The sequence below is a fragment of the Kitasatospora sp. NPDC058243 genome, assembly GCF_042882025.1.
In the GTDB taxonomy this organism is placed as follows: domain Bacteria; phylum Actinomycetota; class Actinomycetes; order Streptomycetales; family Streptomycetaceae; genus Kitasatospora.
Genome location: NZ_JBHVWW010000018.1, coordinates 26,669 through 51,396 on the forward strand (window position 1 = coordinate 26,669; position 24,728 = coordinate 51,396).

The following is a 24,728-nucleotide window of genomic DNA, read 5'->3' on the forward strand; positions in this document are numbered from 1 at the left end:
GCGGCGTGAAGTTTGCCGTCTCGATGGTCCGGTCAACGGCCAGCCGACCCGGGGGTGCACCGGTTCACCCGCACGGGCGAACAACCCGCCGCTCGGGCCCTGCTGGTGCCCCGTCAAGGAACAGGATTCGGGCCCTCGGCCGGCTGCGGGCCGACCTCACGTGGAGCGGACGGCTTCGACGTCGGGGCCGTCGCCCCGGTAGGTTCCCGGCGGGTGAGCCACGCCTGGCGTCGCATGGTGAGCAGGCCGAGGAGGTCGAGGTTCTTCAGGGCGAGGTCGATGGCGAGCTGGGCAGGCACGTGCCACCGCGGAAGGGCCCGCCGGCGAACGAACCTACGTGCCGCGCGGGCCCGGTGCTGGACACACCAGCCCGCGGCGATCGCCGGCACGAGCACATGCCCGTTGACGGCCAGCACGACGAGGTAGGCCTCGCACAGCCAGAACCCGCTGCGGGCGATGACGTCGGCAAGGGTGCCGAAGGCCAGGTAGGGGTGACGCCAGACCCAGCCCGTGACCAGGGCGGTGAGTCTCACCCGCCAGAAGTTGCGGGCGTTCCTCAGTCGCTGGCCGAGGAATTCCCGGCCGGTTCCCGGATACCGTGACCGCACCGTGGCGTTGCCCTGGAAGACGGTGCGGTAGCCGGCGCGCAGCGTCAGCTCGGTGAGCCGGGTGTCGTCCCCGACGACGCACCGGCGGCCGAGGAAGGTCTCGTCGACGAAGGCGTCGGCGGCCTCCACGAGTACGGATCGCCGGTAGACCGCGGTGCGTCCGATGAGGCACATCTGGGCCCGGCCCGCGACCGTGAACGCGGGGAGCCGGCCCTCCCCCTTGAAGCGGTCCCCCGCGAACTCCCAGATGCTGTGGGGGTCGAGGGCGCTCTGGGAAGTCGCCACGCCGCCCACCTCGGGGTCGGTGAACGGGGCGCGGACCGAGGCAGCCACGCCGGGCGCCCAGACGACGTCGGAGTCGACCAGTGCGACCAGGTCGGCGGACACGACCTGCCACCCCTGCCGCAGCGCCTCCCGCTTGTCCGCCCGGTCGGTGGTCAGGACGCGGACGGGACAGCGGCGTGCCACGTCGAGGCAGGCGAGGTCGTCCTGGTGGATGACGCAGACGATCTCGGACACGTCGTCGGCCAGCCACGATTCCAGCGCCCGCCGGAAGAGCACTGGATCCTCGCGGTAGACGGGCGAGACGACGGCGAGTGGCTGGTGGCACGGGGCCGTGACGGGCCGGTAGCGGCGGCCCACCCGCCGGTGGACCAGGTGCACGGCCCTGCTGAAGCCGGCGAGGGCGGCGAACGGCACGCCGGCCAGGAGGTGCGGTACGAGCGATGGCACAGAACGGTCCTCCGGCGCCCCGGCCGTGACGACGGCCGGCCGTGATCAGTTGGCCTACTCCGCCGTCAACGGTGCCCGTTCTCCGCGGGGTTCAACGCACTGTCGGTCCTCATGGCCGGATCTCGTCGACGGAACGGCCAGTAACCTTTGAACAACTGAGAGTCATGGGTCGGCGGCCGAACTTTCTGCCATGCTGGCGGCCATGGTCGGCATCTCATCCTCGCCCGGGCCGGAAGCGGACGGTGTTCCCGGGCCACGGGAACCGCGAGCGGCAGCCCGTATCGTGCTTCACGCCATCAACGGCATCGGAGCCGGTCACCTGGCCCGCCAGACCGCGCTGGCCCGGCATCTGCGGGCGGGGCAAACCGGGCTGGACCCGGTCATCCTCGGTTCCGGCCCCGCCGTGGACGAGGTCTGTGGCGAAGTACCGGTGATCGAGGTGCCGTCGATGGGAAGGGCAGGGCGGTACCGCAGCGAACCGGCCCATCCCGACATGCTGACCGCCATCACGGCGATGACGCACGCGGCACTGGCGGGCCTGCGACCCCGGGTGGTCGTCCACGACACCCTGGTGTGGCCGACGGTCGAACGGGCGGCGGCGCTGCTCGGCGCCCGCCAGGCGATCTGTCTGCGACCGCGCCGGGACCTCGCCGACTACCTGGCCCGACCGGACTGCCCGCTGCCGCGGATGGACCTCGTCTTCGTTCCCGACGACCCGGCCGCGCACCCGGAGTTCAGGGACCGGCTCGAAGCGGCCGGAATCGACGCGATCTGGACGGGACCGGTCTTCCGGACCGCAGCAGCCGATCCGGCGGAGACCCGGGAGAAGCTGGGCGTCTCCTCCGAGGAGCGGATGGTGGTGGTGATGTCCGGCGGGGGGCGCGGCAACGGGGCCGAGGCGCGCGAGCACTTCGATCTCGCTCTGGCCGCGCTGTCCCGGGTCACCGAACCGGGGCTGTCGGTCATGCTGGTGCTCGGGCCGATGTTCCGCCCCTGGGTGAAGATCCCCGTGGAATTCCCGCACCGCCTCACCGTGCTGCGCGGAGCACGGAACCTGCCGGACATCCTGTCCGCGGCGGACGTGGTGATCTGCCGCGGTGGCTACGGCTCGTTGCACGAGGCCACGGCGGGAGGCGCCAGGGTTCTCGCCAATCCCGCCCAACGGAACTTCGACGACCAGCGGGGCCGGATCGAACAGTTCGCCGCCCACCACGCCTGCGAGCTGGTGCGGAGCACTGCGCCGGAGGACCTGGCGGAGCAGATCGGCCGGGCGCTCAAGGCCGGCCCGGTCCGGGACCTGCCGACCCGCCCCCGCACCGAGTCGCTCGACCAGGTAGGAGAGCGCCTGCTGGATCTCGCCCTCCAGGACGGGGCCGTTCCCCGGGGCCTGGCCGAACAGTTCATGTACCGCTGAGCCGCAGGACGCATCAGGAGGCACGATGCCGGAATCCACGGGAAGGCTCTCCTACTGCACGACGTGCAAGAACCGCCTCTGGCAGCTGCGCGAGACCCTCCCCGACAACCTGCGGCGCGTCGCCGAGGACGGGAACAGCGAGATCGTTCTCGTCAACTACCACTCCGACGACGAACTCGACACCTGGGTACGCCAGTTCCAGCCCCACATCGACAACGGCACACTGCGCTACCTCCACCAGCGCACCGAACCCCACTTCCACGCCTCCAAAGCCAAGAACCTCGCCCACCTCGCCGCCACCGGCACCCACCTCGTCAACCTCGACGCCGACAACCACATCGGCGACACCATCCCCACCTGGCGCACCCACTGGACGGCGGACCCGGACCTGCTGATCCACGGTTTCAGCCCCGACAGGAACCGCCCGAAACGCTCCGCCGAAGAGGCGGCGCGGCTGCGCCCGGACAGCGGCAACGGAACCTACGGACGGATCGGACTGCCACGCACCCGGTTCCTCGCGCTCGGCGGGTACGACGAGCAGCTCCTGCCGTCGGCCCACGAGGACCGGGACCTGATGGACCGGGCCGAAGCCGCCGGTCTGCCCACCGTTCGCCGCCCGCAGCCGGGGAGCGCCGCGATCCGCAACAGCCACCGGGAGACCATGCGGTACTCCGGGATCGCCCTGGAGTGGTGGGACGCGAGGAACCTGAACAAGCAGAGGTCGGAGGAGAACCTCCGCCTCGGCAGACTCATCGCCAACCCCGGCCGGTCCCCGGTGAAGGTGCTGCTGAACTTCACCGAGGAGGCCGCGTTCTGATGCCGGTCACCTCGTCCCCGCCGGGGCGGCTCTCCTACTGCACGACGTGCAAGAACCGCCTCTGGCAGCTGCGCGAGACCCTCCCCGACAACCTGCGGCGCGTCGCCGAGGACGGGAACAGCGAGATCGTCCTCGTCAACTACCACTCCGACGACGAACTCGACACCTGGGTACGCCAGTTCCAGCCCCACATCGACAACGGCACACTGCGCTACCTCCACCAGCGCACCGAACCCCACTTCCACGCCTCCAAAGCCAAGAACCTCGCCCACCTCGCCGCCACCGGCACCCACCTCGTCAACCTCGACGCCGACAACCACATCGGCGACACCATCCCCACCTGGCGCACCCACTGGACGGCGGACCCGGACCTGCTGATCTGGGGCTTCAGTCCCAACCCCGACGGCAGACCGGACGGCGGCAACGGGTCGTACGGCCGCATCGGACTGCCCCGCGCGCATTTCGACGCACTCGGCGGGTACGACGAGCGGCTGCTTCCGATGGGCTGCCAGGACCTCGACCTGATGGACCGGGCCAAGGCCCGCGGAATGCGCGTCGTCCGAGCGCCCCAGCAGGCTCCGTTCGCCATTCGCAACACGGATGCCGACAAGGTCCGGCATACCGGAAGTCCACTGAGCTGGCACGACATGTGGCAGCAGAACCTCCGCCGGACCGAGGAGAACCTGCGCTCCGGCCGGCTCACGGTGAACCACGACCGCACGCCCGCCGCGGTCCTGCTCAACTTCACCCAGTGGGTGGAAGTCTGACCCGGGCGCGTCCCGCGTATCCGGCCGTCGGCAGCACCGGGGGCGGGGACTTCTGGGTCCAGGAGCGGGGCTTGTAGAAAACCTTGCCGAAAACCCTGACGCAGGGCTTCGGGCAGATTGAACAAACGCCCTGGTCAGGCGGTGGGCTGGCGCTCCGGGCGACACCTGGAGAAGGGTGGCGACCGTGTCCGCAGAGGGACAGCCGACTGACCGATGGCAGACTAGCGGATCGGACCGCCGGGATCTCCTCTGATCCGGGCAGGGCCATGGACCGAATGTTCGGTGCGTCCTGGACCTGCACCTATGTCGGCTTGCTCGGAGGCAGCCGGCCCTTCAGGCTCGACCATCCCCGGAACGCCCGCCGCCCAAGATATCCGTTCTGGGCGGATTGCCCGTACTCCACCGTTCCTCGGTCCTGACACCCGGGAGAAGGCACCCGTCAGTGCAGAGCCGCCCGTCACGGGCACTTCGCAGAAGTCCGGCGGAACGGACCCTCGCAGCAGCCGAGGCACCGTCCGGGGAGGGACTCATCGCACTTCGCTTCGGAGCCTGCCCCGTGCGGGTTGTCCGCTTCCCGTGCCCGGCAGGTCGGCACGGATGCGGACTGCGCACCGGCGATGATCCGGGTGTCCCGGGGCCGCTGGGCCCGGCGATCCGACCGATCGGAGTAGTCCGTGCACCTGTCCCTGCGCCGGGCGTCAGCGGCTCTACTGCTGGCCCTCATGCCCGTCATCACCCCCGCCTCGCACGCCGCCGCCGAGCCACCTGCTGCTGTGGTCGTGGAACACTCCGCCAGGGCCGTGCCCGGGCAGTACATCGTCACCCTCAAGCACGGCCGCGCCCCCGGCGAGGTCCTGCGGGCGCTCGGTATCACCCCGAGGTTCACCTACACCGACGCGCTGAACGGCTTCGCCGCCACCCTCGACCCGCTCCTGCTACGGGCCGTGCGCACCAGCCCCGCCGTCGAGGCCGTCGAGGAGAACACCGCCATCAGCGTCCCCGAACCCGCCCCCGAATCCGCCGTCCAGCCCGAGGGCCGGGCCGGCCGCGCCACCCGGGCACCGGCCGCCACCTGGGGCCTGGACCGGATCGACCAGAGATTCCTGCCCCTGGACGGCGAGTTCACCACCCGCGGCCACGGCGCCGGCGCGACCGCCTACATCCTCGACACCGGCATCGACTACGGCCACCCGGAGTTCGGCGGCCGGGCCGTTCTCGGTTTCGACGCCGTCGGCGACGGCAGGAACGGCCTGGACTGCCACGGCCACGGCACCCACGTCGCCGGCACCGTCGCCGGCCGCACCTACGGCGTCGCCCCGCAGGCGAGCCTGGTCGCGGTGCGCGTCCTGGACTGCACCGGCAACGGCGACAAGGCCCAGACGATCGCCGGCCTGGACTGGGTCGCCCACAACGCCCAACGCCCCGCCGTCCTCAACGCCTCCATCGGCGAGGAACGCTCCCGGGCCCTCAACGACGCCGCAACCGCCCTCTTCGACAAGGGCGTCCTGCCCGTCGTCTCCGCCGGCAACGACGCCGCCGACGCGTGCACCGCCTCCCCCGCCTCCGCCGACCGGGTCGTCACCGTCGCCGCCACCAACCGGCAGGACCAGGAGAGCGGCTTCTCCAACTGGGGCCCCTGCGTCACCCTCCACGCCCCCGGCCAGTCCACCGAGTCCGCCGGACTCGGCGGCGGCAGCACCACCCTCAGCGGCACCTCCATGGCCGCACCCCACGTCACCGGCGCCGCCGCCCTCTACACCGCGCAGCACCCGAACGCGGACCCTGCCGAGACCGCAGCCTTCCTCAAGCGCACCGCCACCGCCGGCGTCCTGACCGACGTGCGCGAGGGCACCCCCAACCTGCTCCTGTTCACCGACGGCCTGTAGCACCGCCCCCGTCCCGACGGCACGGCGTGCTCTCCGGGTCTCGGCCCGGGTCTGCCGATCCACTCCGGCACTCCTGCCCAGCTTCACCGGCAAGGTCACCTGCCGAGGATCGACCTCAGCACGGCCAGGTACTCGGGGCCGGTGTTGAACGGTGCGAACACGGGTGGATCGGTCGGACCGGTGAGCGCGTCCAGTGGCCGGACCACGACTGCGTAGTCCGGCCGGTGCTTGTACTGGATCGACATCCGGTCGCGGCGCACCGCGCGGACCCGGTGCGGTGCCGCCCGGTGCCGTCCGTTCGACCATCGCTGCACGTAGTCGCCGAGGAAGAGGAACAGGGCGCCGGGAACGGTGGGGACCTCCAGCCACCGGCCGTCGCGGTCCCGGACCTCCAGGCCCGGTTCGTCCTGGTCCAGGACGGTCAGCAGGGACAGGTCGGTGTGCGGCGACATCGCGTGGCCGGCCGTGGAGCCGATGGCGGCGGGGCGGCTCGCGCCGTAGTGGTTGAGGCCCAGGCGGTGCAGCGGGCCGCCCGCCAGGTAGGGCGTGAACGAGTTCTCCTCCAGGCCCAGGTCCAGGGCGCAGGCGGCGAGGATCCCGTCGCCCAGGTGGGTCAAGTGCCGGAAGAGTTCAAGGGACTTCGGGAAGTGCTCGTGATAGAGGTCCACCGCGGCGGGCAGGGGGAGTTCGTCGGTGGTGTTGCCGACCCGGTACTGCTCGCACGCCTCGGTACCGGCGTGGGTGCGGCTTCGCTCCCTGCCGAGCCTGCGATACCCAAGGAACTGGGACTGCTCGGTGGCGTCGTAGCGGCCCTTCTCCGTCAGGGGCAGCCGGTAGAAGCGCCGGGTCTCCGCGTAGACGTCCCCGATCAGGTCGGCGGGGATGCCGTGGCCGTGGACGAAGAAGAACCCCTTGAGCCGGCAGTGGCCGCCGATGTCGGCAGCGAGCGCCGCGCGGTCTTTCGGGGTCCAGCCGGCCGCGTGCCCCGGCAGCTGTACGTGCGGTATCACCCGTGTCCTCCCGTGCCGTCGCCGATCGCAGTGCGCCGAGCCGCCTCCCCGGCCGCCTGAGGACCGCGAGGCAGGTCCGGGGCCGGACGCCCGAGCCGCGGTGTCATCGTGGGAGGCGTCGCAGTATCCGCACAACCCCGCGGGATCGGGTTCCGGCCAGCAGGAGGGCGCCGCAGTGCGCGGGGGCTTGGTCAGGTGAGGATCTTCTCGAGGGCGGTGAGGTAGTTGGTGATGAAGTGGTCGCGCACCCCCTCGCCGGTGGGGGTGAAGGCAGCGGTGGTCAGGCCCTTGGTGCGGTTGGCCAGGCTCGGGAGGAGGCCGGTGCTTTCGTGGATCCGTCCGGCGGCGTCGATGTGGCGCAGGGTGCCGGTGTGGGTGAAGGCCGGCTCCGGGGGCAGTTGGGGGACGACGTCGTTGTTGTTGACGAAGCGGTAGGCGCGGTTGGTGAAGGCCTTGTCGTAGGCGGCGGCCAGGAGGCGGTCGCAGGTGCGGGGTTGGCCGAAGGTGATGACGCCGTCGGCCAGGAGGCGCGGGTCCTCCAGGTGGAGGCGGGCGGCGGCGAGCACGGCCAGGGCGCCGCCGAGGCTGTGGCCGGTGAACCAGAGGGTCTGTCCGTCGGTGCGCAGTTCGGCGATGGTCTCCCGGACGGCGGGGAAGACGGTGTCGAGTGCCTCGGCGAAGCCGTAGTGGACGTAACCGGTGCGGGCGGGGCCGCGCCACGGCGGGGTGGTGGCGTCGGTGAGCCAGTCGCGGAGCTGTGCGGGTTCGGTGCCGCGGAACGCGGTGACGATCATGTGCTCGCCGGCCATGGTGTAGGCCTGGGTGTCCTGGAGCGGGAAGGGCGGGGTGAAGGCCGTCCGGTGGTGGCGGACGGTCTCAAACTCGCCGATCTCAACATCCGCGACAATCTTATCGACCGCATCGCCGAGGCCAAGCGGGAAGGCTGGCTCGGCGAAGTCGAAGGCCTCGAAACCAGCCTCGCCGGCGCCAACGACAAGCTCGTCCAGATGGACGCCGCCACAGCCCGCGCGGCTTCGGCGGTCGATCTCGGGATGCCCACCTTCAACCAGATCGCGGGACGCGCCACCGACAGCTGACGGCCGACACCGTTCTCCGCGTCATGAGCGACAGGTCAAGCGTCCCAAGGCCCGCACCATGCGTCGATCGCTGCTCGGGAGCTGTCCGCCCACGCGGTCGCGGTCCCGCGCGTATGCGGAAGCGCACCGACCCACCGTTCCCAGAGGCCGTCCGGAGCAACGAATCGCGCGGAGTGACTTGTGCCCAGCTGGGAATCCAGCCTCATGAGAGCTCCAAGGGCGGGTCCCTGGTCATACCGGCATTCCAACTGCGGAAGATACCGGTCTAAATAGGACACAAGGATGTCCGCATCATCTTGGCTGCCGAACCGGGCGAGCGCAAGGCAGTAACCCTGACCTGCATAGGTGAGTTCACTGGCCAGCAGAAGGCCGCCGATGCGTTCACGCCACTCAACCCGCCGAGCCACGCCGACCAACCACGCAGCGGTCAGTCGGGAACGCCATTCATACGCAAGGAGCGCTCTGATCTCCTGGTCGCTCAGCTTGTTCTTTATGCTCCGACCTCGAACGATGGCTCGAACGGGATCGCTCATCCGGGTGTTCACCGGACGTGGGCACGGCCTTCGTCTGATCATGTGCTCCGACCAAGGACGCACCTGAACTCGACGAAGGCTGTGGGGGAATGAGTCTGCTGCACCACGATGTCCGGCGGGAGCCGTTCGCTGAAGCGTCACACTTCCGGGAGGACTTCTTCGCGTGTCTGACCGCGCGGCGGGATGAGCTGTTCGAGCTTGCGGACGCGTTGTTGTGCGCGGACGGGCCGGTGACAGCGCCGGTGGCCCTGACGCTGCTGGCCGAGCACCGCCGCGGGCACGGCGCGATGTACGACGCGCTGAACCGTGGCCGCCTCGACCCGGTGCGGCTGCGGCGGACGCTGGCCGCGCTGCCCCAGCCGAAGGCAGCCGACAACCGGCTCGTCCTGGCCGTGGACGTGAGCAACTGGCTGCGGCCGGACGCCGAGTGCAGCCCGGACAGGCTGTTCTGCCACACCTACGGCCGTGGCCGGGACCAGCACCTGATGATCCCGGGCTGGCCGTACTCGTTCGTCGCCGCTCTCGAATCGGGCCGTACCTCGTGGTGCCAGCTGCTGGACGCGGTGCGGCTCGGTCCCGAGGACGACGTCGCCAAGGTCACCGCCCGCCAGGTTCGCCGTGTGGTCGAGGACCTGGTCGCCGGCGGACAGTGGCGCGAGGGCGATCCGGACGTCCTGGTCGTCTTCGACGCCGGCTACGACGCCCCACGCATGGCCCACCTTCTCGACGGACTGCCCGTCGAGGCCCTGGGGCGGATGCGCTCGGACCGCGTGATGCGCCTGCCGACACCCACGCAGCTGGAGTACGCCCGGGTCTATCCCCAGGGCGGGCGGCCGCCGAAGCACGGCAAGGAGTTCCGCTTCGCCAAACCCGAGACCTGGGGCGAACCCGACACGGCCACCGTCCAGGTCACCGACCGCTACGGCACCGCGAAGGCGATGGCCTGGGACCGTCTCCACCCCCGGCTCACTACTCGCTCCGCGTGGATCGACCACGACGGCGAACTACCCATCATCGAGGGGACGTTGATCCGCCTGGAGGTCGACCGCCTGCCCGGCGGCGGGGATCCGCTCCCGCTGTGGCTGTGGTCCTCCGCCACCGGCATGAGCACCGGCGACGTCGATCTGCGCTGGCAGGCGTTCCTGCGGAGATTCGACCTGGAGCACACGTTCCGGATGATCAAGCAGACCCTCGGCTGGACCCGCCCCAAGCTCCGCACCCCGCAGGCGGCGGACCGGTGGACGTGGCTGATCATCGTCGCGCACACCCAGCTCCGCCTCGCCCGGCCGCTCGCCGAGGACATCCGCCGGCCCTGGGAGAGACCGGTCGAACCGAACAAACTCACACCTGCCCGGGTCCGCCGGGGGTTCAGGAACCTCCGCCCGACCTTGCCATGCCCGGCCCGTGCGCCCAAACCCACCCGACCTGGCCCCGGCAGGCCGCTCGGCTCGAAGAAGCAGCGGCCAGCCACCCGCTACGACGTGGGCAAAACCGTCCGGCGCCCCGAGACCATCATCGAACGCGACCGGATCAAACCACCACGGCAAGGCTCGTAAGACACGGGACCCTGACCTGCATTGACAATGCGCAGGAAGGAGCAGCGGCAGCTACGCGCTCGGCCGCCGGGTGGCCTTCCGGGTCGGGGGCTGGTTCTTGACGGCGCTGCAGGCCAGCAGTTCGGTGCCGGTGGCGTCGAGGTAGAGGGTGAAGAACCAGGACCGGTCCGGCGCGTCGAGGAGGCCGGTACGCAACGATACGTCCCGGTGCCGGGAGAGGATCTCGACCGACTCGTCGAGGCCGAGGGTGACCAGGCCGACCTTGCGTGCCCAGCCCAGCCGGGTGGCGGCGATGCCGCGCACCATCCAGTCGGGCGCGACCCCGCCAGAGAACCGCAGCTTGCCGCCGGCCAGGAGGGCCTCCCGCGCCGGGGCGCAGGCGGCGGTCTGGCCGGTGAGCATGGCGGCGAGATCGGGCCGGGCTGGGTGCTCGCTCTGGCTGGTCATGCCGAGACCGTAGTCACCGGCCGCTGGGCCGTGCCACCGGATTCGGGCAGCGGACTCCCCATGGCCGGAGCAACCTACCTTGAAATCAAGGAAGTTGAGCGAAATCAGCAGAGGCTGGTGACACCTCTGGCAGCGAAGACCGCTCCAGTGGTTAAAGAACAAGCTGAACGAGGTGCGCGAGCGGGGGGTCGCCGTCGCAGAGGTCACCCTGTTCCTCGCGGCCCGAACGGGCCGCGAGGTGCGCCGGATGTTCCGCCGATGGTCGCGCGGGGTGACGCCGGTGACCCGGCGGCCGAGGGCCGCACCGACGCGAGCTGCCTCGACGACGCAACCTGTCTCGACGGTACGACCTGTCTCGGCGCCGATTCCGGCTTCCCGCCGGCCGAACGCTACGAGATCACCGAAGAGGCCGCCGACCTGATCAATGAGCGCCGTGCGAGCGGCGGCCGGATCCTGGTGGTCGGCACCTCCGCACTGCGCACGCTGGAGACCGCGACCGGCGCCGACGGGCGTGTCCCCGCCGCGACCGGCCTCACTCGCCTGCGTATCACCCCGGGACACCGTGTCCGGGCCTGCGACGCCTTCATGACCAACCTCCACGAGCCCCGTTCCTCCGAACTCGTCCTGGCCGCCGCCCTCACCGGCCGGGACTTCCTCATGGACACCTACCGGCACGAACTCGTCCCCCGCGGCTACCGCTTCAACTACTTCGGCGACTCCATGCTGGTCACCTGAAAGGCTCTTCCGACACTCCACAGGCCCCCAGTGATGAGGGCGTCGCCCCGGGTACGTACGGTCCTGGGGCAACGCCCTCGTCACTGCTGGACCGGGCTCAGCACACCCCCGGTACTGCCTCGACGGTCATCAGTCAGCCAGGTCGCCGATGGAGTCCGCGCCGAACTCCCCGGTGTCGTCCGTCTCCTCGGCCTGGCCGTTTCGGGCCTCCTCGTCCTGGTTGCCCTGCGCGGCCTTGTCCTGGGGTTCATCCTTGGCGCCCATGAGCGTTCTCCGTTCAGTCGAAGGGTGATTGCCCTCGAATTATCCTCAGATCACCGAGGGTGTCCCGTATTTCGGTGATACGTCACCGGATCTGGTGACTCCTCAACAGTCGCTTACGTGCGGCGTATCCGCGCCGTGCGAACCGGCGAACGGCGATTCGCTTCAGGGCAGTCGGGTGCGTGCGCGCGGTCACCGACGCGCGGGGGTGCTCACAGCCCGTCGGTGTAGAGGAGGCGGTTGGGTGAGCCGGGGCTGATGAGGTTGACGACATCCTGGGTGGAGGTGTCGGTGAGCCGGCCGCTGATGTCCTGCGGACTGCCGGTTGGGTAGCGCTCCTTGAGGAGGGCGGCTGCTCCGGTGACGTGCGGGGTGGCCATGGAGGTGCCGCTCATGGCGACGGATCCGCCGCCGAGGCGGGCGGAGACGATGTCGACGCCGGGGGCGAAGGTGTTCAGGCAAGCGCCGAAGTTGCTGAAGCGGGCTTGCTGGTCGTCGCGGTCGGTGGCTCCGACCGTGAACGCCTTCGCCGCGCGGGCGGGTGAGGCGTCGCAGGCGTCCTTGGCCTTGTTGCCGGCCGAGACGACAGGCAGGACGCCCCGGTCCGCGACGGCGCTGACGGCCTCGTCGACCGACGCGGAGGCGCCGCCGCCGATGGAGGCGTTGAGGACCGCGGGCTGCCGGGCGTTGGCCGCGACCCAGTCGAAGCCGGCGAGGACACCGGCCGTGCTGCCCCTGCTCTTGCAGTCGAGAATCCGGACGGACACGAGTGAGACGTCGCGTGCCACTCCGTAGGTGGCGCCGCCGACGGTGCCCGCGACGTGGGTGCCGTGGCCGTGGCAGTCCTGCCCGTTCCGGCCGTCGCCGATCGCGTCGTACCCCGCGGTGGCCCGACCGCCGAACTCACTGTGGGCGAGGTCGATCCCGGTGTCGACGATGTACGCGGTCACGCCACGGCCGGTCCCGGTGACGTCGTACCGGCCGTCCAGCGGAAGGTGGCGCTGGTCGATCCGGTCCAGTCCCCAGCTCGCCGCGGGCACCGCCCGGCCACCGGACCGCGCCTGCGGGGCCGGTACCGCTACCGGCGGCGCGGAGTCGGCGCCGACCGTGGCGTTCTCCTCGACGGCCCTGACCGAGGGAAGAGTACGCACGGCGGTGAGCTGGGCCGGGGAGAGCCTGGCGGCGAACCCGACCAGAGCGCTCTGGTAGACGAACATCGGCTTGACACCGATCCGCTTCAGAACATCGGCCGGTGACACGGCCGGCTTCAGGCTGACGACGTACTCACCGGGGATCGCCCCCGAGGAACGCTCGACCGGCAGAGGGCTCGCCGCGGTGTCGGCCGCGGCCTCGGCGCCGGTGGCGGTCAGGGGGGCAAGCAGTAGGAGGGCCGTCGAGGCCCAGCGTGCGCGCAGGCGCATGCAAGCTCCAAGAGGTGCGGGTACGGAGCCGTTCACGGCGCGCAGTGTCCGCGAACGACGGACACCTCTTTGTTTCGTCCATGAGCTGCGGTGACTTGAACGGGGAACGCGGACGTCACCGCGCGCACGGCAGCGGGGCTCCGGCGTGGTCGCGAGATCGAACGCACCTACGGGCCGGTGGCGCGGACGGTGCCGGTGAAAGCAGCCGGGTCCCACCGGCGCATGGAGGTGGAGTCGGCCGGCCCGCCCCGGGCCTCACGGTACCCGACGGTGACGCCGGGGCTCGGATTGTACGTACGCAGGCACCACCCGGACCTCGCCTCGCCCCTGTACTTGTTTCGGACGGTGGAGAATCCGCCCGCGGCCCGTCCCTCCGGGAACCTCTTCGGAGCATACGATCTCGTTGATGTGGTGTGCGAATATCCGACGAGGTTCGGGGTCAGCTGGCGCGACGGTTCGAGGTCCTGCTCCCGCATTTGAACGAGCGTCAGCAGCGGTTGGCGCTGGCGGCCGAGGCCCGACTGCTTGGCCACGGGGGTGTGCGCCTGCTCGCGCGGACGGCCGGGGTCAGCGAGACGACGGTCCGCAAGGGCGTCTTCGAGCTCGAAGCCGGTGTCGATCCGCTGCCCGAGGGGCGCGCCCGACGCCCCGGCGGTGGGCGGATGCGGGCCGAGGCCGTTGACCCGTCTCTCGTCGCGGCGCTGATGGCGCTGGTCGAACCGGATGAGCGCGGTGATCCGATGTCGCCGCTGCGCTGGACGACGAAGGCGCTTCGGCACTTGGCCGCTGAGCTGTCCCGGCAGGGGCATCGCATCACCGCGCCCACGGTGGGCCAGCTGTTGAGGGAGCACGGGTTCAGCCTGCAGGGCACCGCCAAGACCCTGGAGGGCGATCAACCTCCCGACCGTGACGCGCAGTTCCGCTACACAAACGAGCAGGTCAAGGAGCACTAGGCCGCGGGTGAGCCTGTGATCAGCGTGGACGCAAAAAGAAGGAAAAGCTGCCTGACTTCCGCAGTTGGAAGGCATGTGGAGGCGTCCGATATGGGGTCTGAGCTGCGGGAACATGCGGGACGTGGCCGGGTGGGCGTGTGCCCACGCGGTTGCGTTGTGGCTGGTCAGGCGGGGTCTGCGGCGGTGACCGGGGTGGTGGTTTGATGCCGCAGACGCGGTAGATCGTGGCCTGCTCGCTGGTGAGCGGGGTGGTCTGGGTCAGCTGTCCGGCGTCGCCGGTGAGGGTGACCTCGTGGACGCGGCCCAGTTCGGTGCTGATCCGGTTCCAGGTCTGGCCGGTGTGGCGTTCGGCGACGCGGATCAGCAGCAGGGCGAGCCAGCAGAGCAGTACGTGCGCGCGGATGCGGTGTTCCAGGTGATGGAAGACCGGCCGCAGTTCCAGCACCGTCTTCAGGCCGCGAAATCCGCGCTCCGCTTCCAGGAGCGCCTTGTAGCCGACCGCGATCTCCTCGGCGGTCAGGTGCGGGTCGGAGCTGGTCAGCAGGCGGCCACGCCTCGAAGAGGTCCGGGTCAACCTCGTCGCGCGGATCGCCGAAGCGCACCGCGAAGGCTGGCTCGGCGAAGTCGACGGGCTCAGCATCAGCCTCGCCGCCGCCGAGGACAAGCTCACCCAGCTCGACACCGAACTCGCCCGCCGATCCGCCGTCGTCCACCTCGGCCTGCCCACCTTCACCCCGATCGCCACCAGAACCTCGCAGTTCAGAGAAGAGGGTCTGGGAGCGCAGGTAGTTCAGCTCGGTCCAGAACAGGCGGTCGCGGCTGAGGGCTGCGACGCCGTCGTGGACGATCGGCTCCATGCGACGTTGGTGGCCTCCGCGGTGAGCACGGCGGCCACCGACAGTTCCAGGTCGTCCATGCGGGACTCGGCTTCGGAGGCGTGGGTGAAGTCGGCGAGGTACACGCTGCGGCCCCTGCGCGACCCCGGTGCCGGCGAGGACTGAGCCCCTCCTGGCACGCCGAAGGGGCCGGCCCGGCCGGAATGATAAAAGTTCGAAGACGATCTTTTTCTCTTGCATAAACGATTCTTTTGATGACTGGCTTGCGCGCCGGGTTGCAATTATCTAGAGTGGAAGAGGCGGACATTCGCACTCGCGATAATGTGTATCCGCATCTAATCCACTGGAGGAATAGTGGCCCTGGAAGATGTCGTCCTGAAGTCGGCCGACGTGCTCGCCTACAACGAGAAGTCCGAGCACACCGGAATTCTCGTCTTCTTTGCCGAATATAATACCGCAGGAGCGGGCGGGAGCACCTCGGACATCATCTTGAAGGTGGATGGCGAAGAGAAGGTTAATCGCACGATCACCTCAAAGGAAGGTGGCCCGTACGCGGTCCACTACGTCGGTCACGTAAAGACCGGCCAGCAGGTGACGGTCACGGGCAGTGGTGACGATTACACGCGCGGACGTGCGACCGCCGATCTCTCGGTCGTCATCGAAACCAGCTGAGACGGCGTGCTCTCGCAGCGCCCCCTATCCTTTCCGGTGAGAGCGCAATGGCCTTGTGCGTGAAGTAGTTCCGGTACAGGTTTTGGCGCTGAGAAGGATCACGGCCGTGCGCTGGGGCCCTCAGCCCTCCGGCGGGATCGGAAGGGTCGGCAGTGTGGCTGCTGATTGTGCGGCATCACCCGGGTTCTCCCGATGCCCAATCTCCTCGGCAGGTGGCTGCCCAGGCGATTCGCGGCCCAGGGTCCGTGATTCGGCATTTTAATCATGATGGGTCTTCAGAACCCCTGAAGACCCATCATGATCAGTTAAATCTGTTTGCTCCTGGCGTAACCGAGCCGACCTCGGACAACACGGTCATTTCCGGAGCGGGACGCGGAGGTGAGCCCACGACATATCGCACACCTGGCCGAGGCCCCGTCCGGGCAAACTGCCCAGTGGGGGCCACCACGTGATGGGGCATAAGGCAAACCGGACGCAGCGATCCAGGAACTCTGCACTTCCGATGCCAGGGTTATGGGCTGTGAGAAGCAGGCTCGCGGGAACCGCTTGGGCTACATGACCTCGCCTTATCTACTCCAGTATGCTGAGAATCCGACCGCCTGGTGGCTCTGGGGGCGGAGGTCGAGCATCGAAATGTACCGATTCTGCTGTTGGCCGGGTACTCCTCTCATGCCTGGTGCCACGTGATGGCACACAAGTTGGATTGCTCGGGGTTCGCGAGCCGAGGTCGATCCGGTACGCGCCGGGTGTACATGACGAGCTCTCGGCTTCTGAAGGGAAGCTCCGGAGGTCGGCACCGGGAGGGTCGCACTCCGTCCACCGAGCCAGATGCGTGGGCGCTTACGAGGGTGCGAGCATGTTCGTTGAACACGCTCGGGCGCCGCTGTGCCATCCAGAACTGCAACCTCGGTGCGCGGCGACCACGAACCGCTATGGGAAGTCCTGGTCCAGCACCCGGGGTAGGTACGGCGGTCGGCCCGGCACCGGAACCCCAGGACCAGCCCGGCACAGGAATGACCTTTCAGGTGGTTTGGCACTGCAACCAAGCACTGCGGTGGTCTGATGACCGTAGGTTGACCCCGTGTAGTGACGTACCCGGCGGGGGTGTTGCGAGGTGGCCACGGCAGTTCCTGACGGATGTAGTGCGGCGAAGGGACGCGGTGCCGGATCGGCTGCGGGATGGTCTGACCCCCTCGACCTGGCCGGCTTCGCGCACCTTCACCGTGGCTTCGGCGGCTGCACGGAGAAGCTGAGTCTTGAGGCGGGCTGGACCGATCGCTGGACCGCGGCGCGCGGAAGCCGTCACCGTACGTGACTGCCTGGGGCCTTGATCTGGAGGCACGCGCGGGCGGCAGGGGGCTGTTTCCTGCCCCCGACGCGGCTACGCAGCGTGAACGGCCTGTCGGGTTGGCCGGCCGTGCGCGGCCCTGGGCTGAAGTGGGCGGGCCGCCGAGGTCAGGGTGCCCTGATCCGCGATGGGTGGTTGCGGCAGGCGATTCAGATGAGCCGGTTGCGGTGGGCGGCTGCGGCTTCGCGAACGAGTTGGGCGAAGTCGCTGCGGCTGCGGTCCTGCTGCTGGCCGGCCTGTTCGTCGTCGTCCCAGTCCTTGTCATCGCCGAAGTCGTCTTCGTCGTCGAGTTCGTCGTATTCGTCGTGGAAGAGCCAGCAGCCGTGGATGCCGGCGAGGAGGTCTTCGAGCAGGTCGGGGGCGGGGCGTTTGGGGTCGAGCGGGGTCAGGCGCAGGCCGGTGTCCTCGGGGTCGGTGTCCGGGCCGGTGTGCTGGGCGAGGTCGTCGTCGAGGTCTTCGAGTTGTCGGCGCAGGCCGGCGGGGTCGGGGAGGAGTCCGTCGGCGATGTGGAGGGCATGGCGCACGAGGCCGGTGACCGCGTCGTACGGGGAGGCGCCGGTTTCGAGGAGCTGGAGGACGAGGGTGGGGGTTTCGTGGGGGAGGGCTTCGATGTTGTCGGCTTCGAAGAGCACGGTGGTGGGGGAGTGCCCGGTGGCTTCGGCGGTGACCTCGGCTGCTGCCGCGAGCCAGTGAGCTGCGGCGACGGCCGCAGCGGTGGGATCGATGTCGGTGAACAGTGCCGCGGGGCCGAAGGGATCCTGTTCGAGGAGGCGGTCGGCGGCGGCGACCTGGACAGGGGAAGCACCTTCGCGGCTGAGGAGGACGGCCTGACGGGCGCGGCCGGCGAGGTCGCCGAGTTCGGCGTTCTCCACGGCGGCGAGCTCGGTGGCGACCTCGGCGAGGACGGCGTCGGTGAGGTCCGCGTAGTCGAGGGCGTGCAGGGCGCGGCCGGCGCGGTGCGCGGACTCGACCAGCGGGCTGTAGGAGACGTCGAGCATGCCGTCCTGGGGGAGGTTGGGCCGGGCGATGGCACCGGGAACCTCGTCGAATGCCTTGCGTTCCTCCGCGCGACGCCAGCCCTCGGAGTTGGGCTCCATGGAGGAGGCGGCGCTGGCCGGGTGGGTGTAGGTGCGCCACGCGGCCTCGGACAGGTGCGTGAGGGCGCGGGCCAGGCGCATCAGCGCGGCCGTGTCCGTACCGGCCGGGACGGCGGCGATACGGGTGGCGAGATCACCCTCGCCCGTTCCCCAGCTGGCGAGCAGCTCGAGCCGTTCGGGGTCGATGCTGTAGCGGGTCATGAAGCCGTACCTCCGGTGATCTGCCCGGCAACGCCGCCGGGCATCGAGCCATTCTGACGCATCGCCAGAAAGCGCCGGATCGTGCAACCGGCAGCGGTACGACCGCGAGAGAACGAGGCTTCCTCAGGGGCCGAGGCGTTTGAACCCGAGTTGCAGGCTTCTCGACGGGTTCGGATGAGACCAGCGGCGCGGTGGCATCACGGAGACCGGCGTGCTCGAGAGATCGCCGGACGCCGAGCCTGCCCGTTCCGCCGGTCAGGTACCTCGTCGAGGGGCTTCCGGGGAACCGGGTCAGCAGGTCCCCGGCCTGGTGCAACGATCACGGCGGTGTGCGGTCACGTGGGTGCCGAGGCCTACGGGCCGCAACGGTGTTCGTGAGGTGCCTTAGGATTCTGATGCACAGTCAGACATCGCTCGCCTGCCCGACCGGGGTGGGGACAGCGGCGGCCGGGGTGTGGAGGGCGAACAGGCAGCTCTTGAGGTGGTCGCTGAGCCACAGGGGCGTGGCGTGTTGCAGGGCGGTGCCCAGGTGGGCGTCAATGCCGACGGTGTACCTGCGCGCGGGCGCCGGACGCTCAGAGCCCTGGCGATGGTGCGGGCCACCGGCCGAGCGCTGGATGCGGGTGAGGAGTCTCGCGACACGGTCGTAGGCACCGGCATCGGCGGCGCGGAGGGCAGGCAGGTCGTCCTGGGCCCGCTGCCAGAAAGGGGTCGCGACGGCGCCCGGCTCGATGAGGATCACCTGTACGCCGTTGCGGCGGGTCTCCATGCGCGTCTTGAGGAGCTGGCCGGCCCGCAGGAATTCGACCAGGTTGTTGATCTCGGGTGTGTTACGGGGCCGGCGCTTCGGGCTGTCAGCCGAGAAGCACCGCAGGACTGCCTCATTGGGGTCGACCGTTCGGCGGAGTCGCTGCACCAGGCCCACGCGGCTCTGACAGGCCACAAGGGGCGACGCCCGCGTCACCGAACAGGCCGGGGCCCCTTCGTCCTTCCAGCCTGCCTTCGCCCTCATGCCGGGGCCCGCCGGGTGAGCGGTGCTGTGCGCGCCAGGGCTCGAATCCGGACTGGGTGAGTCACCAGGTGACGGGCAGTGATCGCATGCCGTAGATGAACGACTCCGTACAGAACGCCAGTTCGCTGCGGGGGATCGCCAGTCGTAGCCCGGGCAGTCGCCTGAACAGGGTGGCCAGGATGATCTGCAGCTCGGCGCGGGCCGGCGGCTGGCCGAGGCACTGGTGCACGCCGAAGCTGAAGGCCATGTGCCTTCGGGCCTCCCGGTCCAGGTCTAGCTCGTCGACAGAGCGGGAGCCGGCGCCGCCGAACACGCCTTGTCCCGGTTGGCGGTGGAGAGCAGCGCCATTACGGCCTCCCCGGCCCTGATCGTCGTATCGCCCAGCTCCACATCCTCCAACGCCACTCGGGGAAGCCCGGTGTGCACGATCGTCAGGAGACGCAGCAGCTCCTCCACCGCGCCAGGCACCGCGGCCGGGTCGGCTAGCCTGGCGGCCTGCTCAGGCTGATCCAGCAGCAGGGCAGTCGAGAGCGAGATCATGTTCGCAGTCGACTCGTGCCCGGCAACCAGCAGCAGGGCCCCGGTGTTGGCCACGTCGTCCAGGGTCAGGTTGTCGCGCGCGGCGAGCCGGCTGAGGATGTCGTCCTCCGGCTGCTCCAGCTTGCGCGCTGCCAGGCCGCGCATGTACTCCAAGATCTCTTCCTGGGCTGCGGTGAGTTCCTCCAGAGTGTTGAGCAGCGTCCGGCTCAGGTTCTGGAAGTGGTCCCTGTCGTCGTACGGCACGCCGAGAAGCCGGCAGATGACCAGCGAGGGTACCGGCAGCGCGAAGTCTGCGACCAGGTCGGCCTCCGCCCGGCCCTCGGTCATACGGTCCAGCGCCTCGTCCACGATCCGCTGGATGTCCGGCCGCATCGCCGCCACCCGCTTGACCAGGAAGTCCCCGGAGCACGCCCGGCGCAGCCGGGCGTCTCCGGGTCGTCCAGTCGCAGGAAGCTGGGGTCGGTGGCAATGAGCTCCCGGCGGCCCGGGACCCGCATCGGGAAGGCCGGGTAACGTGCGTCCGCGCTGAAGCGGCGGTCGGACAGGATGGTGCGGACCTCGGCGTGACCGGTGGCCAGCCAGCAGGACTCGCCCCCGGGCAGGACCGCCCGGGTGACCGCGCGCGCGGCGGCGGCCTCGGTGTACGCGGGTCTCCGCAGTCGGCCTGGGATGCAACGAGTTGGGAAGGTCCGTGGGGCTGGACCGCGGCCGCCCGATGGTCACCGCGGCGCTGGACGCCGGGGTGACGCTGTTCGACACGGCCGACGTCTACGGGGACTCCGAGTCCGTGCTCGGCGAATGCCTCCGGGGACAGCGCGAGAACGTCGTCCTGGCAACAAAGTTCGGCCATCAGAAACTGGCGATGGCGTACGGCCCCGCAGCCGGCGCCAAGGGTGGGCGTGCGTACATCCGCCGCGCCGTCGAAGCGTCCCTCAGGCGTCTCCGTACGGACTACATCGATCTCTATCAGATCCACACACCCGACCCGCACACTCCGGTGGAGGAGACCCTCGCCGCCCTGACCGAGCTGGTCCGGGAAGGGAAGGTCCGCTATGTCGGGAGCTCCAATTTCGCCGGCTGGCAGATCGCCGAGGCCGCGTGTACGGCCCGTTCCCAGGGATTCGAGCCCTTCGTATCCGCCCAGAACCACTGGTCACTGCTCAACCGGGATGTCGAGAACGAGGTCCTCCCGGCCGCACGCCGTTTCGGCCTCGGGGTACTGCCCTATTTCCCGCTGGCGAACGGACTGTTGACGGGCAAGGTACGGCGCGGCAGGGCCCTCCCGGAGGGAACCCGCATCAAGGAGAGCGCGTACCAGGTGACGGAGGCACGGCTCGACACCGTGGAGGCGCTGACCGCCTGGGGCGCGAAGAACGGTCGCAGTCTCCTGGAGATCGCGATCGGTTGCCTCGCCGCGTTCCCGGGTTGCACTTCGGTGATAGCAGGGGCCACGAATCCGGACCAGGTGCGGGCCAATGCGGCAGCGGGGCAGTGGATTCCCACCGCCCAGGAGATGAGCGAGATCCTGGAGCTGTTGTAGCAATGATCGTACCAACACCGTTCCGTGGGGCGGGTGGCGTCAAGGGTGGCCGAAAGCCGGACACCCGACAGCAATCTCGGCGTGAACGGGTCTATGCACAACTCTCGATCTCCCAGACCCTGGGGTGTCATGACCCCAATCGAACGGTCCGGCGCGGGACAGTCATCGGCTGGGCACGAGCCGACCGGCGTCCCGTCCGGGATGGCGGGTGAGGTGGCACCGATCCTTCGGGCGGCCGGGCTCACGGTCCGGCCCGTCGAACGCGCGCGTGTGGCTGATGTGGGCGCCCTCCGCCGGAGCGTCGCCGCCCGTTCCGGTCCGCTGGTCTGTTCCGGTCTGATGGATGACTGGCCTGCCGGCACGGCCTGGAACCCGGCGGAGCTCACGAAGCGGAACCCCGAGCGCCGGGTGACGGCCCTGATGGACCTCCCCGCCACCGGCGTGCTCTTCCCCCAGGACCAACGACGGTACGAACGGGAGCTGCCCTTCGGCGAGTTCCTCGACCGGATGACCACCGCCGGACCCGCCGCTCCCTGCTACCTCGCCTACCAGCGTGCCCACGAGATCTTCGATCCCGCCGACTGCGACTTCGCCTCCCTCCTACCGCCCGACGGCCACGGCACCGACACCCGGGTGTGGATCGGCTCCGCCGGGACGCGCTCCATGCTGCACTCCGACCTCAAGGACAACTTCTTCTGCCAGGTCTGGGGCGAGAAGAGCGTCATCCTGGTGTCCTGGCAGGACAGCAGGGCCGTCTATCCGTTCCCCGGCAATCTGGTGAACAGCCGGATCGACCTGGCAGACCCCGACCTGTCCCGGTTCCCCCGGCTTCGGAACGCCGTCCTGCACCATGCGCGGATGCGGCCGGGCGACCTGCTCTACATCCCGCGTGGCTGGTGGCACGACATCCGGGCCCACACGCCGTCCGTCTCGGTCAACCACTGGTTCGGCGAGCCGCTGGGACTGCCGGACTATCTGCGCCTGCTCGGGTTGCTCGGGCCCGCGTACTGGGGCGCCACCGCCCGCGACTTCGTGGTCCACGGGCTGCTGCGGCGCCAGGAATCGACGCGGTTCTTCTTCAGCCCCGCGTCCACCGGTCGGCGTCTCTACGACGCGCTGCGCACCGGCGACTTCTCCCGCGGCAACGACCCGAGCTCCGGCGCCCAGTAGAAGGGATCGCATGGCCGACATGCCTACAGAGTCAGTGAGTTCGGACAGTCCGCCGCGGCGGCGCGTCCTGGTCACCGGCGGCGCCTCGGGGATCGGTGCGGCCATCGCCCGCCGGTTCCTGGCGGACGGCCACCGCGTGGCCGTCCTGGACCGCGACCGCGAGGCGCTGGAATCCTTCGCGAAGGACTCGCCCCGGGTCGAACTGCTGCTGGCCGCCGACGTCGGGGACGAGGCCGAGCTGTGCGAGGCGCTCGCCGAGGCCGACGACGCCTGGGGCGGCGTGGACGTGGTGTGCAACAACGCCGGCATCAGCATCCGGAGCCCGTTCCTCGACACCTCGCTGGAGGACTGGGAGCGGACGCTGCGGGTGAACCTCACCGGGGCCTTCCTGGTGGCCCGCGAGACGGCCCGTCGGATGGTTGCCGGCGGGGGCGGGACGATCGTCAACACCGCCTCGGTCAGCGGACTGGTCGGCATGCCCGACTACGCCGCGTACAACGTCAGCAAGGCCGGGCTGATCGAGCTGACCCGGACGATGGCCCTGGAGCTGGCCCCACGCATCCGGGTGAACGCCGTCTGTCCGGGCTACGTCCTCACCCCGATGCAGCGGGCCGAGTACACCGATGAGCAGCTCGCCGACCAGGAAGGCCTGTTGCCGCTGGGAAGGCTCGGCCTGCCGGAGGAGATCGCCGCCCTGGTGGCCTACCTGGCGTCCCCGGAGGCGGCGTTCGTGACCGGGCAGTCCTTCGTGATCGACGGTGGGGAGACGGCGGGCGGGCTGGCCAGCCGGCCGACAGGCGAACCGTGGCGGGGGGCCGGCCGCGGCAACGACGTACCGGGGGCGCCGAACCCCGGTCGGGCTGAGGAACGGGGAACATGACGAGCGACGAATCACGGCCGTTCGGGGACCGGAGCGGCGCGGCGGGACCGGCGGTCAACTCGTACACCGAGTGGGACCCCCTGCGGGAGGTGGTGGTGGGGAGCCTGCTGGGCGCGGTGTTCCCCACCTGGCACGATTCGCTGGAACACACCATGCCGGAGTCCGCCTGGCCGGTCTTCCGGGAGCACGGCGGCTCGCCGCTGCCGGAGCGCCACCTCAAGGCCGCGGAGGCCGAACTCGACAACCTGGCCGAGGTGTTGACGGCCGAGGGCATCCGGGTGCGGCGGCCGGACGCCGCCCGGCACCACCGCCCCTTCCGCACTCCGGAGTGGGAGTCGGACGGCGGGCTCTACGCGGCGATGCCCAGGGACTCGCTGATCGTGGTGGGCGACGCGATCGTCGAGGCGCCGATGGCCTGGCGCTGCCGGTACCACGAGGCCGACGCCTTCCGCCCGCTGATCAAGTCGTACTTCCGTCGCGGTGCCCGGTGGCTGCCGGCGCCGCGCCCGCAGCTGACCGACGAGCTGTACCGCGGCGCGCACGACCCGGGGCGCTGGGCCGTGACCGAGTTCGAGCCGGTCTTCGACGCCGCCGACTTCCTGCGCTTCGGCCGGGACCTGATCGTGCAACGCAGCCACGTCACCAACGAGTTCGGCATCGACTGGATGCGCAGCGCGCTCGGCCCGGAGTTCGCCGTCCACACCGTGGAGACCGACGACGCCCACGCCATGCACATCGACGCCACCATCGCCGCGCTCGCCCCCGGCAAGCTACTGGTCCACCCCGGGCGGTACGTGCACTCCGAGCTGTTCGACGGCTGGGAGATCCTGCCCGCCCCTCCGCCGGCCCTGCCCGCGGACTGGCCGATGTACTTCTGCAGCCCGTGGGTGAGCATGAACGTGCTGTCCCTGGATCCGGAGACCGTGGTGGTGGAACGCCAGGAGCGGCCACTCATTGAGGCGTTGACGGCCTGGGGGTTCCGCTGCGTCGAGGTGGACTTCCGGCACGTCTACAGCTTCGGCGGGTCGTTCCACTGCGTCACGCTGGACACCGTGCGCGAGGGCGGTCCGGGCCGGTACCTGTCGGTTCCCGGGAGCTGAGTCCGGGTGCGGGGGGGGGGGGGGGAGCGACACCCCCCCCCAAAGACCAAAAAACCCCAACACAAACCCACACAACCAACCACAACTCTTCTCCT

General features: G+C 69.9%; 24 protein-coding genes and 3 pseudogenes. 14 read left to right on the forward strand and 13 right to left on the reverse strand.

Features of this window, described 5'->3' with window-relative positions:
* Positions 1-113: 113 nt before the first annotated feature.
* A complete protein-coding gene (locus ACFVX9_RS14780; protein ID WP_380371711.1) occupies positions 114-1,340 on the reverse strand; it encodes a glycosyltransferase in 1,227 nt (408 codons plus the stop codon).
* Positions 1,341-1,623: 283 nt separating this feature from the next.
* Between ACFVX9_RS14780 and ACFVX9_RS14785 the strand changes: the two genes are divergently transcribed.
* The 4 genes from ACFVX9_RS14785 to ACFVX9_RS14800 all read left to right on the forward strand — a co-directional run bounded on the left by ACFVX9_RS14785 (position 1,624) and on the right by ACFVX9_RS14800 (position 6,224).
* A complete protein-coding gene (locus ACFVX9_RS14785; RefSeq protein WP_380371708.1) occupies positions 1,624-2,754 on the forward strand; it encodes a glycosyltransferase in 1,131 nt (376 codons plus the stop codon).
* Between the two features lie 25 nt (positions 2,755-2,779).
* Entirely contained in the window at positions 2,780-3,571 is a 792-nt protein-coding gene (locus ACFVX9_RS14790) for a glycosyltransferase (RefSeq protein ID WP_380424872.1), read from the forward strand.
* Positions 3,571-4,338 carry a glycosyltransferase gene (locus tag ACFVX9_RS14795; protein ID WP_380371702.1) on the forward strand — a complete coding sequence of 256 codons (768 nt, stop codon included), beginning with the start codon at positions 3,571-3,573 and terminating at the stop codon, positions 4,336-4,338. The genes ACFVX9_RS14790 and ACFVX9_RS14795 overlap by 1 nt, the downstream gene beginning before the upstream one ends.
* A gap of 674 nt (positions 4,339-5,012) precedes the next feature.
* Positions 5,013-6,224: a S8 family serine peptidase gene (locus ACFVX9_RS14800; protein WP_380371700.1), complete on the forward strand. Its 1,212-nt coding sequence runs from the start codon at positions 5,013-5,015 to the stop codon at positions 6,222-6,224.
* 95 nt (positions 6,225-6,319) lie between these two features.
* On the opposite strand, the gene ACFVX9_RS14805 is transcribed toward ACFVX9_RS14800, so the two are convergent.
* Positions 6,320-7,234: a 2OG-Fe(II) oxygenase family protein gene (locus ACFVX9_RS14805; RefSeq protein WP_380371697.1), complete on the reverse strand. Its 915-nt coding sequence runs from the start codon at positions 7,232-7,234 to the stop codon at positions 6,320-6,322.
* A gap of 191 nt (positions 7,235-7,425) precedes the next feature.
* Positions 7,426-8,115, reverse strand: a pseudogene (locus ACFVX9_RS14810) (lipase family protein); the annotation flags it as partial.
* Between ACFVX9_RS14810 and ACFVX9_RS14815 the strand changes: the two are divergent.
* Complete coding sequence (locus tag ACFVX9_RS14815) at positions 8,029-8,331, forward strand: hypothetical protein (RefSeq protein WP_380371694.1); 303 nt, start codon at positions 8,029-8,031, stop codon at positions 8,329-8,331. The pseudogene ACFVX9_RS14810 and the gene ACFVX9_RS14815 overlap by 87 nt on opposite strands.
* A 35-nt stretch (positions 8,332-8,366) precedes the next feature.
* Here ACFVX9_RS14815 and ACFVX9_RS14820 read toward each other — a convergent pair whose 3' ends face one another.
* On the reverse strand, positions 8,367-8,906 hold the full coding sequence (locus tag ACFVX9_RS14820; RefSeq protein WP_387981902.1) for a DUF6000 family protein: 540 nt from the start codon (positions 8,904-8,906) through the stop codon (positions 8,367-8,369).
* A gap of 47 nt (positions 8,907-8,953) precedes the next feature.
* Here ACFVX9_RS14820 and ACFVX9_RS14825 point away from each other — a divergent pair, with 47 nt between their 5' ends.
* A complete protein-coding gene (locus ACFVX9_RS14825) occupies positions 8,954-10,420 on the forward strand; it encodes an NF041680 family putative transposase (RefSeq protein ID WP_380371689.1) in 1,467 nt (488 codons plus the stop codon).
* Positions 10,421-10,471: 51 nt separating this feature from the next.
* On the opposite strand, the gene ACFVX9_RS14830 is transcribed toward ACFVX9_RS14825, so the two are convergent.
* On the reverse strand, positions 10,472-10,867 hold the full coding sequence (locus tag ACFVX9_RS14830) for a hypothetical protein (protein ID WP_380371687.1): 396 nt from the start codon (positions 10,865-10,867) through the stop codon (positions 10,472-10,474).
* Between the two features lie 258 nt (positions 10,868-11,125).
* On the opposite strand from ACFVX9_RS14830, the gene ACFVX9_RS14835 reads away from it, so the two are divergent.
* Positions 11,126-11,602, forward strand: a complete 477-nt coding sequence (locus tag ACFVX9_RS14835; RefSeq protein ID WP_380371684.1) for an S-adenosylmethionine:tRNA ribosyltransferase-isomerase — start codon at positions 11,126-11,128, stop codon at positions 11,600-11,602.
* Positions 11,603-11,731: 129 nt separating this feature from the next.
* On the opposite strand, the gene ACFVX9_RS14840 is transcribed toward ACFVX9_RS14835, so the two are convergent.
* On the reverse strand, positions 11,732-11,866 hold the full coding sequence (locus ACFVX9_RS14840; RefSeq protein WP_380371681.1) for a hypothetical protein: 135 nt from the start codon (positions 11,864-11,866) through the stop codon (positions 11,732-11,734).
* Between the two features lie 209 nt (positions 11,867-12,075).
* Positions 12,076-13,284 (reverse strand): S8 family serine peptidase, encoded by a 1,209-nt coding sequence (locus ACFVX9_RS14845; protein ID WP_380371678.1) that lies wholly within the window; start codon positions 13,282-13,284, stop codon positions 12,076-12,078.
* Positions 13,285-13,697: 413 nt separating this feature from the next.
* Between ACFVX9_RS14845 and ACFVX9_RS14850 the strand changes: the two are divergent.
* A pseudogene (locus tag ACFVX9_RS14850) lies at positions 13,698-14,234 on the forward strand (ISAzo13 family transposase); the annotation flags it as partial.
* A gap of 22 nt (positions 14,235-14,256) precedes the next feature.
* Here ACFVX9_RS14850 and ACFVX9_RS14855 read toward each other — a convergent pair.
* Both ACFVX9_RS14855 and ACFVX9_RS14860 read right to left on the reverse strand, forming a co-directional pair.
* Positions 14,257-14,982, reverse strand: a complete 726-nt coding sequence (locus ACFVX9_RS14855; protein ID WP_380503286.1) for a hypothetical protein — start codon at positions 14,980-14,982, stop codon at positions 14,257-14,259.
* 45 nt (positions 14,983-15,027) lie between these two features.
* A complete protein-coding gene (locus ACFVX9_RS14860) occupies positions 15,028-15,198 on the reverse strand; it encodes a hypothetical protein (RefSeq protein WP_380371673.1) in 171 nt (56 codons plus the stop codon).
* A 229-nt stretch (positions 15,199-15,427) separates the two neighbouring features.
* Between ACFVX9_RS14860 and ACFVX9_RS14865 the strand changes: the two genes are divergently transcribed.
* On the forward strand, positions 15,428-15,745 hold the full coding sequence (locus tag ACFVX9_RS14865) for a hypothetical protein (RefSeq protein ID WP_380371670.1): 318 nt from the start codon (positions 15,428-15,430) through the stop codon (positions 15,743-15,745).
* Positions 15,746-16,258: 513 nt separating this feature from the next.
* Positions 16,259-16,443 (forward strand): annotated as a pseudogene (locus ACFVX9_RS14870) (DUF255 domain-containing protein); the annotation flags it as partial.
* Between the two features lie 799 nt (positions 16,444-17,242).
* Here ACFVX9_RS14870 and ACFVX9_RS14875 read toward each other — a convergent pair.
* From ACFVX9_RS14875 to ACFVX9_RS14890, 4 genes are all read right to left on the reverse strand, one after another.
* Positions 17,243-18,391 (reverse strand): hypothetical protein, encoded by a 1,149-nt coding sequence (locus ACFVX9_RS14875; protein WP_380371667.1) that lies wholly within the window; start codon positions 18,389-18,391, stop codon positions 17,243-17,245.
* Between the two features lie 403 nt (positions 18,392-18,794).
* On the reverse strand, positions 18,795-19,316 hold the full coding sequence (locus tag ACFVX9_RS14880; protein ID WP_380371664.1) for a hypothetical protein: 522 nt from the start codon (positions 19,314-19,316) through the stop codon (positions 18,795-18,797).
* A gap of 148 nt (positions 19,317-19,464) precedes the next feature.
* Complete coding sequence (locus ACFVX9_RS14885; protein ID WP_380371662.1) at positions 19,465-19,650, reverse strand: cytochrome P450; 186 nt, start codon at positions 19,648-19,650, stop codon at positions 19,465-19,467.
* A 26-nt stretch (positions 19,651-19,676) separates the two neighbouring features.
* The gene (locus ACFVX9_RS14890) at positions 19,677-20,315 is read right to left on the reverse strand and encodes a cytochrome P450 (protein ID WP_380371659.1); all 639 of its coding nucleotides are present in this window, start codon (positions 20,313-20,315) and stop codon (positions 19,677-19,679) included.
* Positions 20,316-20,634: 319 nt separating this feature from the next.
* Between ACFVX9_RS14890 and ACFVX9_RS14895 the strand changes: the two genes are divergently transcribed.
* The 4 genes from ACFVX9_RS14895 (at position 20,635) to ACFVX9_RS14910 (ending at position 24,633) form a co-directional block, all read left to right on the forward strand.
* A complete protein-coding gene (locus tag ACFVX9_RS14895) occupies positions 20,635-21,483 on the forward strand; it encodes an aldo/keto reductase (protein ID WP_380371656.1) in 849 nt (282 codons plus the stop codon).
* 279 nt (positions 21,484-21,762) lie between these two features.
* A complete protein-coding gene (locus ACFVX9_RS14900; RefSeq protein WP_380358927.1) occupies positions 21,763-22,653 on the forward strand; it encodes a cupin-like domain-containing protein in 891 nt (296 codons plus the stop codon).
* Positions 22,654-22,672: 19 nt separating this feature from the next.
* A complete protein-coding gene (locus ACFVX9_RS14905) occupies positions 22,673-23,533 on the forward strand; it encodes an SDR family NAD(P)-dependent oxidoreductase (protein ID WP_380371652.1) in 861 nt (286 codons plus the stop codon).
* Positions 23,530-24,633 carry an amidinotransferase gene (locus ACFVX9_RS14910; RefSeq protein WP_380371650.1) on the forward strand — a complete coding sequence of 368 codons (1,104 nt, stop codon included), beginning with the start codon at positions 23,530-23,532 and terminating at the stop codon, positions 24,631-24,633. The genes ACFVX9_RS14905 and ACFVX9_RS14910 overlap by 4 nt, the downstream gene beginning before the upstream one ends.
* The last annotated feature ends 95 nt before the right edge of the window (positions 24,634-24,728 follow it).

Bases quoted from the DNA above. Each gene is read 5' to 3' on its own strand.
- ACFVX9_RS14790 (WP_380424872.1), top strand. From the start codon at position 2,780: ATGCCGGAATCCACGGGAAGGCTCTCCTACTGCACGACGTGCAAGAAC.
- ACFVX9_RS14795 (WP_380371702.1), top strand. From the start codon at position 3,571: ATGCCGGTCACCTCGTCCCCGCCGGGGCGGCTCTCCTACTGCACGACG.
- ACFVX9_RS14820 (WP_387981902.1), bottom strand. From the start codon at position 8,906: ATGATCAGACGAAGGCCGTGCCCACGTCCGGTGAACACCCGGATGAGC.
- ACFVX9_RS14825 (WP_380371689.1), top strand. From the start codon at position 8,954: ATGAGTCTGCTGCACCACGATGTCCGGCGGGAGCCGTTCGCTGAAGCG.
- ACFVX9_RS14830 (WP_380371687.1), bottom strand. From the start codon at position 10,867: ATGACCAGCCAGAGCGAGCACCCAGCCCGGCCCGATCTCGCCGCCATG.
- ACFVX9_RS14835 (WP_380371684.1), top strand. From the start codon at position 11,126: ATGGTCGCGCGGGGTGACGCCGGTGACCCGGCGGCCGAGGGCCGCACC.
- ACFVX9_RS14840 (WP_380371681.1), bottom strand. From the start codon at position 11,866: ATGGGCGCCAAGGATGAACCCCAGGACAAGGCCGCGCAGGGCAACCAG.
- ACFVX9_RS14845 (WP_380371678.1), bottom strand. From the start codon at position 13,284: ATGCGCCTGCGCGCACGCTGGGCCTCGACGGCCCTCCTACTGCTTGCC.
- ACFVX9_RS14875 (WP_380371667.1), bottom strand. From the start codon at position 18,391: ATGACCCGCTACAGCATCGACCCCGAACGGCTCGAGCTGCTCGCCAGC.
- ACFVX9_RS14885 (WP_380371662.1), bottom strand. From the start codon at position 19,650: ATGGCCTTCAGCTTCGGCGTGCACCAGTGCCTCGGCCAGCCGCCGGCC.
- ACFVX9_RS14890 (WP_380371659.1), bottom strand. From the start codon at position 20,315: ATGCGGCCGGACATCCAGCGGATCGTGGACGAGGCGCTGGACCGTATG.
- ACFVX9_RS14905 (WP_380371652.1), top strand. From the start codon at position 22,673: ATGCCTACAGAGTCAGTGAGTTCGGACAGTCCGCCGCGGCGGCGCGTC.
- ACFVX9_RS14910 (WP_380371650.1), top strand. From the start codon at position 23,530: ATGACGAGCGACGAATCACGGCCGTTCGGGGACCGGAGCGGCGCGGCG.